Origin of the sequence: Methylobacterium organophilum, from assembly GCF_022533465.1 — a bacterium.
In the GTDB taxonomy this organism is placed as follows: Bacteria; Pseudomonadota; Alphaproteobacteria; order Rhizobiales; family Beijerinckiaceae; genus Methylobacterium; species Methylobacterium organophilum.
Genome location: NZ_CP092848.1, coordinates 2,832,305 through 2,847,442 on the forward strand (window position 1 = coordinate 2,832,305; position 15,138 = coordinate 2,847,442).

The window sequence follows — 15,138 nt, forward strand, 5'->3', positions numbered from 1 at the left end:
CCGCCCGCCGCGGTTCGACCGAGTCTCTCAAGGCAGGAGGAGCCGCCCTCGCAGGGCGGCTACGCTGAAGACCGCATGACCGCAGCCGCCGCCTTCTTCTACCTCTTCGCGGGCGTCGCCCTCGCCTCGGCCTTCATGGTCATCTCGGCGAGGAACCCGGTCACGTCCGTTCTGTTCCTGATCCTCGCCTTCGTGAACGCGGCCGGCCTGTTCGTGCTGATGGGCGCCGAGTTCCTGGCGATGATTCTGGTGGTCGTCTATGTCGGCGCCGTGGCGGTGCTGTTCCTCTTCGTCGTGATGATGCTCGACGTGGATTTTGCCGCGCTTCGCCAGGGCTTCCAGCGCTACCTGCCGATCGGCGCGCTGATCGGCGCGGTCTTCGCCATCGAGCTCATCCTCGTCGTCGGATCCTGGACGATCGATCCCGGCCTCGTGCAAGCGCCCCTCGGCCGCGCCGCCGGCGCCGAGGGCCTGACCAACGCCCAGGAGCTCGGGCGCGTCCTCTATACGGACTACGTCTATTTCTTCCAGATCGCCGGCCTCGTCCTGCTGGTGGCGATGATCGGCGCGATCGTGCTGACGCTGCGGGACCGCCCGGGCGTGAAGCGCCAGAACATCGCCGTCCAGAACGCCCGCACGCAGGGCATGGCCGTGACCAACGTCAAGGTGCCCTCGCGCCAGGGCGTCGAGGTCTGAACGGGCTAGGCAGGAGTCTTCGTCATGATCGGCCTGAGCCACTACCTGACGGTCGCCGCGATCCTGTTCACCCTCGGGGTGCTCGGCATCTTCATCAACCGCAAGAACGTCATCGTGATCCTGATGTCGGTCGAGCTGATCCTGCTCGCCGTGAACATCAACCTCGTGGCCTTCTCGACCCATCTCGGCGACATCACCGGGCAGGTCTTCGCGCTGTTCGTGCTGACTGTCGCCGCCGCCGAGGCCGCCATCGGGCTCGCCATCCTAGTGGTGTTCTTCCGCAACCGCGGCTCCATCGCCGTCGAGGACGTGAGCATGATGAAGGGGTGACCGCGCCGAGCGCCGCCGCCCTTTCCTTCCGCCTTCTGCGAGGCTTCTGCCCGACATGTACCACGCGATCGTCTTCTTCCCCCTGATCGGCGCCCTCGTCGCCGGCCTGTTCGGCCGCGTCATCGGCGCCCGGATCAGCGAGTACGTGACGACGGGCTGCCTGGCCTTCGCCTGCCTGATCGCCTGGGGCGCCTTCTTCCTGGTGACCGGAGAGGGACATGCCGAGCGGGTGCAGGTGGCGCAGTGGTTTTCCGCCGGCGACCTCGTGGTCGACTGGGCCTTCAAGGCCGACACGCTGACCGCGGTGATGCTGATCGTCGTCACCTCGGTCTCGACGCTCGTGCACCTCTATTCCATCGGCTACATGCACGAGGATCCGCACCGGCCGCGCTTCTTCGCCTACCTGTCGCTGTTCACCTTCGCGATGCTGATGCTGGTGACCTCCGACAACCTTGTGCAGATGTTCTTCGGCTGGGAGGGCGTCGGCCTCGCCTCCTACCTGCTGATCGGCTTCTGGTACGAGAAGCCCTCGGCCAATGCCGCGGCGATGAAGGCCTTCATCGTCAACCGCGTCGGCGATTTCGGCTTCTCGCTGGGCATCTTCCTCGTCTTCGTGCTCACCGGCTCGGTCGCCTTCGACGGCATCTTCGCCAAGCTGCCCGAGCTGAAGGACGCGCATTTCCACTTCCTGGGCCATGACTGGCACGCCCTGACGCTCGCCTGCCTACTGCTGTTCATGGGCGCCATGGGCAAGTCGGCGCAGTTCCTGCTGCACACCTGGCTGCCGGACGCGATGGAGGGCCCGACCCCGGTCTCCGCCCTCATCCACGCCGCCACCATGGTGACCGCGGGCGTGTTCATGGTCGCCCGCCTGTCGCCGATCTTCGAGCTGGCGCCGACCGCGCTTTCGGTGGTCACGATCATCGGCGGCATCACCGCCTTCTTCGCGGCGACCGTCGGCCTCGTGCAGAACGACATCAAGCGGGTCATTGCCTACTCGACCTGCTCGCAGCTCGGCTACATGTTCGTGGCGCTGGGCGTCGGCGCCTATGCCGCGGGCGTGTTCCACCTCTTCACCCACGCCTTCTTCAAGGCGCTGCTGTTCCTCGGGGCCGGCTCGGTCATCCACGCGATGCACCACGAGCAGGACATGCGGAACATGGGGGCCCTGCGCCGCTACATCCCCTTCACCACGGCGATGATGACGATCGGCACCCTCGCGCTGATCGGCTTCCCCTTCACCGCGGGCTACTACTCGAAGGACGCGATCATCGAGGCGGCCTACATGTCCGACCGCCCGGGCCACGTGCTCGCCTTCCTGGCGACGGTGGTGGCGGCCTTCATGACCTCCTTCTATTCCTGGCGCCTGTTCTTCCTGACCTTCGAGGGCCCGGCCCGCTGGGCGGCGCAGGGCGCCCACGGCCACGATGCCCACGCTCATGGCGCCCATGCCCATGGCGCTTCGGCCCATGAGGCGGACGGAGCCCCCGGCCACCACGAGGGCGTCGCCCACGACGATCACGGCCACGACGTGGAGCCCGCCTCGCACAGCGCGATCGAGCATCACGACCACGTCCACACGCCGCACGAGAGCCCGCTGGTGATGACGATCCCGCTGGCGATCCTGGCGGTCGGCGCGCTGCTCTCGGGCCTCGTGTTCAAGGAGCGCTTCATCGGGCACGACATGGAGGCCTTCTGGGGCCATGCCCTGGCGCACGGCCCCGAGAACCACATCATGCACGCGATCCACGAGGCGCCCCGCTGGGTCTCGCTCTCGCCCTTCGTGATGCTGGTGGCCGGCTTCCTGCTCGCCTTCTGGATGTATATCCGCCGGCCGGACATGCCGCACCGGCTCGCCGAGTCCCAGCCGGTCCTGTACCGCTTCCTGCTCAACAAGTGGTACTTCGATGAGATCTACGACCGGATCTTCGTCCGACCGGCCAAGAATTTCGGCCTGTTCCTCTGGAAGGAGGGCGACGGCCGCATCATCGACGGCCTCGGCCCGAACGGCATCGCCGCGCGCGTGGTCGACGTGACCCGCGGCGTGGTCCGGCTCCAGACCGGCTACGTCTATCACTACGCCTTCGTGATGCTGATCGGCGTCGCGGGGCTGATCACCTGGTATCTCGTGACCGGCGCGGCCGGGGGGGCGCACTGATGCTCGGTCTCGGCATCCTCTCGGGCCTGCTGATCGTTCCGCTCGTCGGTGCGGCCTTCATCCTGACCCTCGGCGACGAGACCGAGGGCGTGAAGCGCAACGCCCGCTGGGCGGCGCTGATCACCACGGTGGTCACCTTCCTGCTCTCCTTGGTCGCCTGGGCGCGCTACGACGTGGCGAGCCCGAGCTTCCAGCTCGTCGAGACCCATGGCTGGCTCGCCGAGACGATCAAGTTCAAGCTCGGCATCGACGGCTTCTCGATGCCGCTGATCCTGCTGACCACCTTCCTGATGCCGTTCTGCATCGGCGCCTCGTGGCTCTCGGTCGAGAGCCGCGTGAAGGAGTACTTCGTCGCCTTCCTCGTCCTCGAGACGACGATGATCGGCGTGTTCTGCGCCCTCGACCTGGTGCTGTTCTACCTGTTCTTCGAGGCCGGACTGATCCCGATGTTCCTCATCATCGGCATCTGGGGCGGCAAGCGGCGCATCTACGCGAGCTTCAAGTTCTTCCTCTACACCCTGCTCGGCTCGGTGCTGATGCTGCTCGCCATCATGGCGATGTACTGGGAGGCCGGCACCACCGACATCCCGACGCTGCTCGCGCACCGCTTCCCGGTGGGCATGCAGACTTGGCTCTGGCTCGCCTTCTTCGCCTCCTTCGCGGTGAAGATGCCGATGTGGCCGGTCCATACCTGGCTGCCGGACGCCCACGTCGAGGCGCCCACCGCCGGCTCGGTGATCCTGGCGGGCATCCTCCTGAAGATGGGCGGCTACGGCTTCATCCGGATCTCGCTGCCGATGCTGCCGGATGCGAGCCAGTACTTCGCGCCCCTCGTCTTCGCCCTCTCGGTGATCGCGATCATCTTCACCTCGCTCACCGCGATGATGCAGACCGACATCAAGAAGCTGATCGCCTATTCCTCCGTGGCGCATATGGGCTTCGTGACGCTCGGCCTGTTCACGCTGAACGAGCAGGGCATCCAGGGCGCCCTGTTCCTGATGATCTCCCACGGCATCGTCTCGGGCGCGCTCTTCCTCTGCGTCGGCGTGGTCTACGACCGCATGCACACCCGCGAGATCGCGGCCTATGGCGGCCTGGTGAAGCGGATGCCGCTCTACGCGGCGGCGATGATGGTCTTCACCATGGCCAATGTCGGCCTGCCCGGCACCTCCGGCTTCGTCGGCGAGTTCCTGGCCATGATGGGCGCCTTCCGGACGAACCCGACCGTGGCCTTCTTCTCGGTCTTCGGCATCATCCTCTCGGCGGCCTACGCCCTCTGGCTCTACGCCCGGGTGATCTACGGCAAGCTCGAGAAGCCGAGCCTCCAGGGCATTCTCGATCTGGACACCCGCGAGAAGCTGATCATCGCCCCCCTCGTCGCCCTGACGATCTGGTACGGCGTCCATCCCGCGCCGGTCCTCGACACCTTCGCCCCGTCGACGGACCAGCTGATGCAGAACATGCGCGCCGCGCTCGCCAACACGCAGGCCGCCGAGGCCGAGAAGCTGAAGCTCAAGACGGCGGAGAAGCCCAAGCTGGCCGACGCCGCGTCCGAGGTCGCCGCCCGATGAGCAACATCCATTCCGTGATGCCCTCGATCCTCCCGGTCCTGCCGGAGATCGTGCTCAGCATCGGCGCCCTGCTGCTGGTGCTCTACGGCGCCTGGCGCGGCGAGAAATCCTCGGAAGGGGTCAATCTCGGCGCGCTCGCCTTCCTGATCTTCACCTTCTTCCTGGTGGTGACCCAGCAGGGCAAGGTGACGACGCTGAACGGCGCCTTCATCGCCGACAACTTCGCCCGGGTGATGAAGGCCCTGATCCTGATCGGCTCGGCCGCCACCATCCTGCTCTCGCGCGACTACTTCCAGCGCGAGCGGATCGACCGGTTCGAATATCCGCTGCTGGTCGTGCTCTGCACCATCGGCATGATGGTGATGGCCTCGGCCAACGACCTGATCGCGCTCTATCTCGGCCTGGAGCTGCAGTCGCTCGCCGCCTACGTCATCGCCGCCTTCCACCGCGACGACGTGAAGTCGACGGAAGCCGGGCTGAAGTACTTCGTGCTCGGCGCGCTCTCCTCCGGCATGCTGCTCTACGGCGCCTCGCTGGTCTACGGTTTCACCGGCACCGTCTCCTTCCCGGGCATCGTGACCGCCCTGCACGGCGCCACCAGCTTCGGCATCGTGCTCGGCATCGTGTTCGTGGCGGCCGGCGTCGCCTTCAAGCTCGCCGCCGTGCCGTTCCATATGTGGACGCCGGACGTCTACGAGGGCTCGCCGACCCCGGTGACCGCCTTCTTCGCCTCCGCCCCGAAGATGGCGGCCATGGCGATGACCGTGCGCGTCTTCATCGGCGCCTTCCCGGACGTGACGGCGATCTGGCAGCAGATCATCGTGTTCGTGGCGATCGCCTCGATGGCGCTGGGCTCCTTCGCCGCCATCGGCCAGCGCAACATCAAGCGCCTGATGGCCTATTCCTCCATCGGCAATGTCGGCTACGCCCTGATCGGCCTCGCCGCCGGCACCGAGGAGGGCGTGCGCGGCGTCATCATCTACATGATCATCTACCTGGCGATGACGCTGGGCGCCTTCGCGGTGCTCCTGAGCCTGCGCCGCCAGGACCGGATGTACGAGACGATCAACGACCTGTCCGGCCTGTCGCGGACGCATCCCGTCCTGGCCTTCTGCCTCGCCGCGATGATGTTCTCGCTGGCCGGCATCCCGCCCCTGGCCGGCTTCTTCGCGAAGTTCTACGTCTTCGCCGCCGCCATCAAGGAAGGGCTCGTGACGCTGGCCGTGATCGGCGTCGTCACCAGCGTGGTCGGTGCCTTCTACTACCTGCGCCTCGTCAAGGTGATGTATTTCGACGATGCCCGCGCGCCCTACGAGCCGATGGCGCCGGGCCTGCGCATCGTGCTCGGCGTGTCGAGTGCGGTGGTGCTGCTGTTCTTCCTCGCCCCGGCGCCCCTCGTGGCGGCGGCCGGCGAGGCGGCAAAGTCCCTGTTCTGAGAGCGATGACGTTTCGGCTCGGCCAGGGGGCAAGGGCCGAGGGGCATCGTCTGCACCTGCACGACACGCTGCCCTCGACCAACAGCGAGGCCCTGCGCCTCGCCCGGGAGGGGACGGCCGGCCCGCTCTGGGTGGTGACGAAGCGCCAGGAGGCGGGCCGAGGGCGGCGCGGCAATGCCTGGGTCTCGCCGGAAGGCAACCTCGCCGCCAGCCTGCTCTGGCCGGTGCCGGGCGTGGCGCCGGAGCTGGTCGCGACCCTGGGCTTCGTGGCCGGCGTGGCCCTGGTGGGGGCGCTCGGCGACGTGACCAAGTCCCCGGACGCGTTCCGCCTGAAATGGCCCAACGACGTGCTGGCGGAGGGCAGGAAGCTCGCCGGCATCCTCCTGGAGGCCGAGCAGCTGCCCGGCGGGCGGCGGGCGGTGGTGATCGGTTTCGGCGTCAATGTCGCCGCCGCACCCGAGGGATTGCCCTCTCCGGCGGCCTGCCTGCGCGATCATGGCGGGGGCAATGCGCCGCTTCTCTTCGAATTCCTGTCGGAACGATTTGTGGAAGCGGCCCGGATCTGGAACAAGGGGCGCGGATTTCCGGAAGGAATCCGCCGGCGCTGGCTGGAGCGCGCCGCGGGGCTGAAGCAGCCCGTGGCGGTGCGCACCGGCAGCGAGACGCTGGCGGGGACCTTCGACGATATCGACGAGGGGGGGCGGCTCGTGATCCTCGCCCCGGATGATGGTACGCGGCGAACCGTGACGGCGGGCGAGGTGCATTTCGGAGAAGCCGCGACGGCGGCCTGAACGTGGAACCAAGGACAAGATGACGACTAGGCAGGACGAACTCGTCTTCGTGCCGCTCGGCGGCGTGGGCGAGATCGGCATGAACGCGGCCCTCTATGGCTTCGGCCCGGAGAAGAGCCGCAAATGGATCATGGTCGATTGCGGAATGGGCTTTGCCGGCGAGGAGGGTTTCCCCGGCATCGACCTGATGTTCCCCGACCTCAGCTTCATCGAGGAGCGCCGGAAGGACCTTCTGGGCATCTTCATCACCCATGCGCACGAGGACCATATCGGCGCGGTGAGCGAGCTGTGGCCGCGGCTCAAGGCGCCGGTCTACGCGACCCGCTTCGCCAAGCAGCTCTTGGAGACCCGCCGGCTCTCCGAGCCCGGCGCGCCGAAGGTGGAGCTGCGCGAGATCAAGCCCGGCAAGCGCGTGCCGATCGGCCCCTTCGAGATCGAGTTCGTGCCGGTCTCGCACTCGATCCCGGAATCGAACGCCATCGCCATCCGCACGGAGCACGGCCTCGTGCTGCATACGGGTGACTGGAAGCTCGACGACACGCCGGTGGCCGGCGACATCACCTCGCCCGACGCCTTCCGGGCGCTCGGCGACGAGGGCGTGCTGGCGCTCGTCTGCGATTCCACCAACATCGTGCGCGAGGGCCGCTCCCCGAGCGAGTCCGAGGTGGCGGCCACCCTGGCCCGCCTGATCGAGGAGGCGCCGCACCGGGTCGCGGTGACGACCTTCGCCTCCAACGTCGCCCGCATCCGCGCCGTGGCCGACGCGGCCAAGGCCTGCGGCCGGCAGGTGATCGCCGTGGGCCGGGCCATGGACCGGGTGATCGATGTCGCCCGGGAATGCGGCTATCTCGACGGCCTGCCCGACTTCCTCTCCGCCGATTCCTACGCGCGCCTGCCCCGCGACAAGGTCGTCTGCCTGCTCACCGGCTCGCAGGGTGAGCCTCGGGCGGCCCTGGCCCGGGTGTCGCGGGACGACCATCCGGCGATCTCGCTGACCGCGGGCGACCGGGTGATCTTCTCCTCGCGGGCCATCCCCGGCAACGAGCGGGATGTCGGCGCCATCATCAACGACCTGATCGAGGCCGGCGTCGAGGTCATCACCGACCGGACCGAACTCGTCCACGTCTCCGGCCATCCCCGCCGGGACGAGATGGTGGCGATGTATTCCTGGACGCGGCCCAAGGCCTCCGTGCCGGTGCACGGCGAGGCCCTGCATCTCGACGAGCATGCGCGCTTCGCCCGCTCGCAGGGCGTCGACACGGTGGTGAAGGCGCGCAACGGCTCCGTGGTGCGCCTGGCGCCGGGCGCCCCGGAGGTGATCAGCCACGTCAAGGCCGGCCGCCTGTTCAAGGACGGCAACGTCCTGATCGACGCGAACGACCGGGCCATCCCCGAGCGCCGCAAGCTCGCCCAGACGGGCATCGTCTCGGTGGCCATCGCCATCGACGAGCGGGGCGAGGTGATCGGCGAGCCGGCGGTGGACATCATGGGTCTGCCCAACCGCGGGCGCTCGAACGAGCCCCTGCTCGACACGGTGGTGGACACGGTGCACCGGACCCTGAGCGGCCTGTCGCGGGGCAAGATGAAGGATTCCGAGGCCGTGGAGAACGCGGTCGACCGGGCCGTCCGCTCTGCCGTCAACGAGGCCTGGGGCAAGAAGCCCGCCTGCCACGTGCAGGTGGTCGAGGTGTGATAGCTTTCCCGGCGCCCCGTGCGCCGGGGACCGAAACGGTCACCGCGGGCGCCGGCGGGCGACCCGCCGCGCGCGCCCGCGGTGACCGAAGAACGAGACGAGGGAGGACGACACAATGATCGGGCGGCTCAACCACGTGGCCATCGCCGTGAAGGACCTCGAGGCGGCGACGGCCGTCTATCGCGACACCCTCGGCGCCAAGGTGACCGAGCCGCTGCCGCAGCCGGAGCACGGCGTGACAGTGGTGTTCGTCGAGCTGCCCAACAGCAAGGTCGAGCTGATGTCGCCCCTCGGCGAGAACTCGACCATCCAGGGCTTCGTGGACAAGAACCCGGCCGGCGGCATCCACCATGTCTGCTACGAGGTCGAGGACATCATCGCCGCCCGCGACAAGATGAAGGCTGCCGGCGCCCGCGTGCTCGGGACCGGCGAGCCGAAGATCGGCGCCCACGGCAAGCCGGTGATCTTCCTGCATCCCAAGGACTTCCTCGGCACCCTGGTGGAACTGGAACAGGTCTGAGCGACCTGCGGCCGTTCCGACGTTTCCGAGAGAGCCCCTTCGTGCGCAGCCTGTTCCGATCCGTCGCGGCCTCCACGCCGCTCACGCTCCTCGTGGTCGCCGCCGGCGTGGCGGCGATCGCCTGGATCGCCGTGAAGGTGTTCGACCTGACCGTGTTCGGGGCCTGCGCCCTCTATTTCGTGCTGTGGTGGACCTTCCTGTTCGCGATCCTGCCGATTGGCAACGCGCCGGAGGCCGATCCGCAGCGGATGGTGCCGGGGCAGGATCCCGGCGCGCCCGCCCTGCCGCGCCTGCGCGAGAAGGCCCTCGTCACGACCCTCGTCGCGGCCGTGGCATTCTTCATCGCGGTGCTGGTCTTCCCCCTGGCCCGGCTGTGAAGCCCCTGGGATGCGGTGCGGCTTTCTGTTGACAGCCGAGCCGTTGCCTCTGCAACTTTGCCCTGGACGCGCAGCTGCCGAAGGGCGAGCCGGGCTTGACCCGCGCGCGACAGGGAGAACGCCATGGTGACGGCCCCGGGGACGACCTCCGCCAGGAGCGAGGGCGGGTCGGGCGGCCAGGGCTGGCTCTTTCCCTGCATGCTGGCGCTGTTCTTCGCCTGGGGGCTCGCCACCGTCCTCGTCGATATCGTCACGCCCAAGCTCAAGAGCCTGTTCTCGCTGAGCTACACCGAGGCGACGCTCACCCAGTTCTGCTTCTTCGCGGCCTATGCCCTGGTTTCGCTGCCGGCCGGCGCGATGGTGGCGCGGATCGGCTACATGCGCGGCCTCGTCACCGGGCTGCTGGTCATGGCCACGGGCTGCCTGCTCTTCGCGCCGGCGGCGCGGCTCGGGCTGTTCCCGATGTTCCTGCTCGCCCTGTTCGTGATGGCCTCGGGCATCGCCATCCTTCAGGTCGCGGCCAATCCCCTGGTGGCCCGGCTCGGCGACCCGGCCCAGGCCTCGAGCCGCCTCACCCTGGCCCAGACCTTCAATTCCCTCGGCACCACCGTGGGGCCGGTGATCGGCGCCTACACCATCCTGGCGCAATCGGCCGCGCCCGCGGGCACGGACGCAGCGGCCCTCGCCGCGGCGCGCCAGGCCGAGGCCGATGTCGTGCGCACCCCCTTTCTGGTGATTGCCCTGGGGCTCGGCGCCCTGGCGATCCTGTTCTGGTCCCTGCGCCGCCGGGTGCGGGAGGAGAAGCCGGCCTCCGCCGGGCGCGGCGGCCTCGGGCTCGACCTGCTGCGGCGGCCGCGCCTCGCCTTCGGAGCCCTGGCGATCTTTCTCTATGTCGGCGCCGAAGTCTCCATCGGGACGCTGATGGTCAGCTATCTGGAGCAGCCCCGGGTTTTGGCGGCGACCCCCGAACGGGCGGCCCATCTCCTCAGCTTCTATTGGGGCGGCGCGCTCACCGGCCGCATCGTCGGCGCGGCGGTGCTGCGCCTCGTGCGGCCGGGGGCGGCGCTCTGTGCCTGCGCGCTTACGGCCGGCCTGCTCGCCACCCTGTCGGGCCTGTCGGCCGGCCCGCTCGCGGCCTGGACGCTGATCGCGGTGGGGCTCGCCAATGCGATCATGTTCCCGACCATCTTCGCCATGGCGATCGAAGGGCTGGGCGCGCGGACCGCGCAGGGGGCGGGGATCGTCTGTGTCGCCATCGTCGGCGGGGCGATCGTGCCCGTGATCACCGGCATGCTGGCGGATGGCTTCGGGCTTGCCGTATCCCTCGGCGCCCCGGTGGTCTGCTACCTCTGCATCGCGGCCTATGCCTTCGCCAACCTGCGGGACGTGTTCGGCCAGGCCTCGACGCGGTCCGGCGCGGTCGCCGCGTAGCGGCGTGCACGGCCGCGGGCCGGATCTCGGGAGACGACCGCGAGAAGTCGCGTGACACTTCGCCGGCTGAGCTGGAGGAGCGGCGGGACGGTTCAGATCTCCGGGGAGATCGGGCGCGTCCAAGACAATCGGATACGCCGCATCCGAGGCCGCTCTGCTGCGAGCGGGTCTTCAAGACTTACGCGTTGGAAGGGAGGGTCCAACAAAACAAAAAGCAAGGCTCGAAGCCTTGCTTTTGAATAAAGGATATGAACAGCCTCGATTTGTCTCGCGCATCTTGATCGGCGCGGCGGCTGATTGTTCCTCCCAAGACCCGGACCGTTCGCTGCCGGAAGACGGCTGCGACCATCACGGGGCCGCTTATAGGAAGAAGATTTCCCTTTGTCATCAGCCCAAGAGAGATTTGCTGCGTTTTTTTTCACGGGGCAATATGCCCTTCCGGTCGGGGGGACCGCGGCGCGGCGCAGCGCCGCCGGGATGTGAAGTCCCCCTCCGTCGATTGCGCGGAGACCGTCGCCCCGGAACGCTTGTCTTTTGCCGGGGCAATGTGTTGTGTGCCCCGCAAGCGCGCCCTCGACGGGTGCGAAAAGGTTTCATGAAGGCCTGACGATGCGTCTCTCCCGCTACTTCCTGCCGATCCTGCGCGAGACGCCCAAGGAAGCCGAGATCGTCTCGCACCGGCTGATGCTGCGCGCGGGCCTGATCCGTCAGGAGGCGGCGGGCATCTATGCCTGGCTGCCGCTCGGCCTGCGGGTGCTGGACAAGGTCTGTAAGATCATCCGCGAGGAGCAGAACCGCGCTGGCGCCATCGAGATCCTGATGCCGACGATCCAGTCGGCCGATCTCTGGCGGGAATCGGGCCGCTACGAGGCCTATGGCAAGGAGATGCTGCGCATCAAGGACCGCCACGAGCGCGACATCCTGTACGGCCCCACTGCCGAGGAAGTCGTCACCGAGATCTTCCGGGCGAGCGCACGCTCCTACAAGGACCTGCCCAAGAACCTCTACCAGATCTCCTGGAAGTTCCGCGACGAGGTGCGGCCGCGCTTCGGCACCATGCGCTCGCGGGAATTCCTGATGAAGGACGCCTATTCCTTCGATCTCGATCAGGCCGGTGCGCGGCACTCCTACAACAAGATGTTCGTGGCCTACCTGCGGACCTTCTCGGCGCTCGGCCTCAAGGCGATCCCGATGCGGGCGGATACCGGCCCGATCGGCGGCGATCTCAGCCATGAGTTCATCATCCTCGCCCAGACCGGCGAGAGCGAGGTCTTCTGCGACAAGGCCTATCTCGACTTCGACATCCCCCCGCCCACCGTCGATTTCGACGACGTGGCCGGGCTGCAGGGCACGGTCGATGCCTGGACCTCGCATTACGCCGCCACGGACGAGATGCACGACGCGGCGGTCTTCGCCGAGGTGCCCGAGGAGGCGCGCATGTCCGCCCGCGGCATCGAGGTCGGGCACATCTTCTATTTCGGCACCAAGTATTCCGCGCCGATGAAGGCCGTGGTCACCGGGCCGGACGGCCAGGAGCGGCCGGTGCATATGGGCTCCTACGGCATCGGCCCGAGCCGACTCGTGCCGGCGATCATCGAGGCGAGCCACGACGAGGGCGGCATCATCTGGCCGGATTCCGTCGCGCCCTTCGACGTCGCCCTGATCAATCTGAAGGTCGGCGACGCCGCCTGCGACAAGGCCTGCGCCGAGATCCAGGCGAGCCTGGAGACCGGCGGCATGTCGGTGCTCTACGACGACCGCGACGAGCGCCCCGGCGCCAAGTTCGCCACCGCCGACCTGATCGGCCTGCCCTGGCAGGTCATCGTCGGGCCGAAGGGGCTCGCCGAGGGCAAGGTCGAGATCAAGCGCCGCGCCACCGGCGAGCGCGAGACCATCGCGCCGATCGACCTCGTCGCGCGCTTCCGGCTGGTCTGAGGCGGCGATGGCGGGCGCGGCCGGTCTCGGGATCAAGGCACGGGCATTCGCCGGCAGCCTCGCCGCGCGCTTCGGCGGCGGCGGCACCGCGCCCTTCGCGCCCTTCGAGTGGATCATCGCCGGGCGCTACCTCCGGGCGCGGCGGCGGGGCGGCGGCGTCTCCGTGGTGGCCCTGTTCTCGGTGCTCGGCATCGCCCTCGGCGTCGCCACGCTCATCATCGTGCTCTCGGTGATGAACGGCTTCCGCACGGAATTGCTGTCGAAGATCGTCGGGCTGAACGGCCACATCTTCGTCGCCCCGGTCGATCGCCTGTTCACCGACTATGCCGACCTCTCCGACCGCCTGGAGAAGGTGGCCGGCGTGCGCGCGGCGATCCCTCTCGTGGAGGGGCAGGCCTTCGCCTCCTCGCCCTATGGCGGCTCCGGCGTGCTGGTGCGCGGCGTACGCGCCAAGGACCTCGACAAGATCGCGGCGATCTCCTCCAATATCAAAGGCGGCTCGCTCGCCGGCTTCGACGACGGCACCGGCGTCGCCATCGGCCGCCGGCTCGCCGAGACGCTCGGCCTCCAGGCCGGCGACCAGATCACCCTCTCGACGCCGAAGGGCGCCAGCACGCCCTTCGGCGTGGCGCCCCGCACCAAGACCTACACGGTCAAGGCGGTGTTCGAGATCGGCATGACCGAGTTCGACCAGACCTTCGTGTTCATGCCGCTGACGGAGTCGCAGGCCTTCTTCAACCGCGACGGCGATGTCAGCCTGATCGAGGTCTATATCGACAATCCCGACGGGGTGGCCGAGCTGCGCGGCGACCTGGAGATGGCCGCGGAGCGCCCGGTGGTGCTCACCGATTGGCGCCAGCGCAACCGCACCTTCTTCGGCGCGCTGGAGGTGGAGCGGAACGTGATGTTCCTCATCCTCAGCCTGATCGTGGTGGTGGCGACCCTCAACATCATCTCCGGCCTGATCCTGCTCGTGCGCGACAAGTCGAGCGACATCGCGATCCTGCGCACCATGGGGGCGACGCCGGGCACGATCATGCGGGTCTTCCTGCTCAACGGCGCCCTGATCGGCATCGTCGGCACCCTGTGCGGGCTCGCGCTCGGGATCGTGTTCACCCTCAACATCAAGCCGATCCAGCGGATCCTCTTCCCCTCCGCCTGGGATCCGACCGTGCGCTTCCTCGCCGAGATCCCGGCGGAGATGAACGCCAACGAGATCACGGCGGTGGTGCTCACCTCCATCGCCCTCTCGCTGGTGGCGACCCTCTATCCCTCCTGGCGCGCCGCCCGGCTCGATCCGGTGCAGGCCCTGCGCTACGGCTGATCCCGGGAGCTGTTTCCTCACATGTCCAGCAAGGAGGCAGCCGGCGGCCAGCCGGTGCCGGCTCTGTTCTTCGCCCGCGTCGAGCGGCGCTACGCCCAGGCGGAGGGCGCCCTCGAGATCCTGCGCGGGGCCGATCTCGCGATCTGGCCCGGCGAGCTGGTGGCGCTGGTCGCACCCTCGGGCGCGGGCAAGTCGACCCTGCTGCACCTCGCCGGCCTGCTCGAGCGCCCGGACGGTGGCGAGGTCTATATCGGCGGCCGGCCGACCGCGGCGATGTCGGATGTGGAGCGCACGCGCATCCGGCGCGAGGAGATGGGCTTCGTCTACCAGTTCCATCACCTGCTGCCGGAATTCTCCGCCCTGGAGAACGTGGTGATGCCCCAGCTCATCCGCGGCCTCTCCCGGGCAGAGGCGAAGAAGCGCGCCACCGAGCTTCTGAGCTTCCTCGGCCTCGGCGCCCGGCTTCCGCACCGTCCGGCCGAGCTGTCCGGCGGCGAGCAGCAGCGCGTCGCCATCGCCCGCGCCGTGGCCAATGGCCCGCGCCTGCTGCTGGCGGACGAGCCCACCGGCAATCTCGACCCGCACACGGCGGACCACGTCTTCAACGTCCTGATGGCGCTGGTGCGGGCCTCGGGGCTCGCCGCGCTGATCGCCACCCATAACCTCGACCTCGCCGCCCGCATGGACCGCCGTGTCACGATCCGGGACGGACTGATCGAGCAGGTGGTGTGAGGCGCCTGTCGATCGGGGCCTGATTTACCGCACGTTAACCCCAGTTTCCGAACGCGTCCTGCACAGGCTTTACACAGAACAAAACAGGAACAAGACTTCTCCCGTACACAGAACGGGAGGCGAACATGGTCAGGCGCATCATCC

General features: G+C 68.3%; 13 protein-coding genes. All 13 read left to right on the forward strand.

Annotation, left to right across the window (positions count from 1 at the left end):
* The first annotated feature begins 75 nt into the window (after positions 1-75).
* On the forward strand, positions 76-696 hold the full coding sequence (locus tag MMB17_RS13140; RefSeq protein WP_238312183.1) for an NADH-quinone oxidoreductase subunit J: 621 nt from the start codon (positions 76-78) through the stop codon (positions 694-696).
* 24 nt (positions 697-720) lie between these two features.
* Positions 721-1,026: an NADH-quinone oxidoreductase subunit NuoK gene (gene nuoK, locus MMB17_RS13145; RefSeq protein WP_238312181.1), complete on the forward strand. Its 306-nt coding sequence runs from the start codon at positions 721-723 to the stop codon at positions 1,024-1,026.
* A 55-nt stretch (positions 1,027-1,081) separates the two neighbouring features.
* Positions 1,082-3,184 carry an NADH-quinone oxidoreductase subunit L gene (gene nuoL, locus MMB17_RS13150; RefSeq protein WP_241099057.1) on the forward strand — a complete coding sequence of 701 codons (2,103 nt, stop codon included), beginning with the start codon at positions 1,082-1,084 and terminating at the stop codon, positions 3,182-3,184.
* Positions 3,184-4,755, forward strand: a complete 1,572-nt coding sequence (locus MMB17_RS13155; protein WP_241099058.1) for an NADH-quinone oxidoreductase subunit M — start codon at positions 3,184-3,186, stop codon at positions 4,753-4,755. Before nuoL ends, MMB17_RS13155 begins: the two co-directional genes overlap by 1 nt.
* The gene (gene nuoN / locus MMB17_RS13160) at positions 4,752-6,191 is read left to right on the forward strand and encodes an NADH-quinone oxidoreductase subunit NuoN (protein WP_241099059.1); all 1,440 of its coding nucleotides are present in this window, start codon (positions 4,752-4,754) and stop codon (positions 6,189-6,191) included. Before MMB17_RS13155 ends, nuoN begins: the two co-directional genes overlap by 4 nt.
* 5 nt (positions 6,192-6,196) lie before the next feature.
* A complete protein-coding gene (locus MMB17_RS13165) occupies positions 6,197-6,982 on the forward strand; it encodes a biotin--[acetyl-CoA-carboxylase] ligase (protein ID WP_238312175.1) in 786 nt (261 codons plus the stop codon).
* 19 nt (positions 6,983-7,001) lie between these two features.
* Positions 7,002-8,675 (forward strand): ribonuclease J, encoded by a 1,674-nt coding sequence (locus MMB17_RS13170; protein ID WP_241099060.1) that lies wholly within the window; start codon positions 7,002-7,004, stop codon positions 8,673-8,675.
* A gap of 115 nt (positions 8,676-8,790) precedes the next feature.
* Positions 8,791-9,195 carry a methylmalonyl-CoA epimerase gene (gene mce, locus MMB17_RS13175; RefSeq protein ID WP_238312172.1) on the forward strand — a complete coding sequence of 135 codons (405 nt, stop codon included), beginning with the start codon at positions 8,791-8,793 and terminating at the stop codon, positions 9,193-9,195.
* A gap of 50 nt (positions 9,196-9,245) precedes the next feature.
* Positions 9,246-9,572, forward strand: coding sequence for a DUF1467 family protein (locus MMB17_RS13180; RefSeq protein WP_241102189.1), 327 nt, complete (start codon positions 9,246-9,248; stop codon positions 9,570-9,572).
* Positions 9,573-9,695: 123 nt separating this feature from the next.
* On the forward strand, positions 9,696-11,003 hold the full coding sequence (locus MMB17_RS13185; RefSeq protein ID WP_241099061.1) for a sugar MFS transporter: 1,308 nt from the start codon (positions 9,696-9,698) through the stop codon (positions 11,001-11,003).
* 609 nt (positions 11,004-11,612) lie between these two features.
* Positions 11,613-12,938: a proline--tRNA ligase gene (gene proS / locus MMB17_RS13190; RefSeq protein WP_238312168.1), complete on the forward strand. Its 1,326-nt coding sequence runs from the start codon at positions 11,613-11,615 to the stop codon at positions 12,936-12,938.
* A gap of 7 nt (positions 12,939-12,945) precedes the next feature.
* Positions 12,946-14,262 carry a lipoprotein-releasing ABC transporter permease subunit gene (locus MMB17_RS13195; protein ID WP_238312166.1) on the forward strand — a complete coding sequence of 439 codons (1,317 nt, stop codon included), beginning with the start codon at positions 12,946-12,948 and terminating at the stop codon, positions 14,260-14,262.
* A gap of 21 nt (positions 14,263-14,283) precedes the next feature.
* Positions 14,284-14,994: an ABC transporter ATP-binding protein gene (locus tag MMB17_RS13200; RefSeq protein ID WP_238312164.1), complete on the forward strand. Its 711-nt coding sequence runs from the start codon at positions 14,284-14,286 to the stop codon at positions 14,992-14,994.
* The last annotated feature ends 144 nt before the right edge of the window (positions 14,995-15,138 follow it).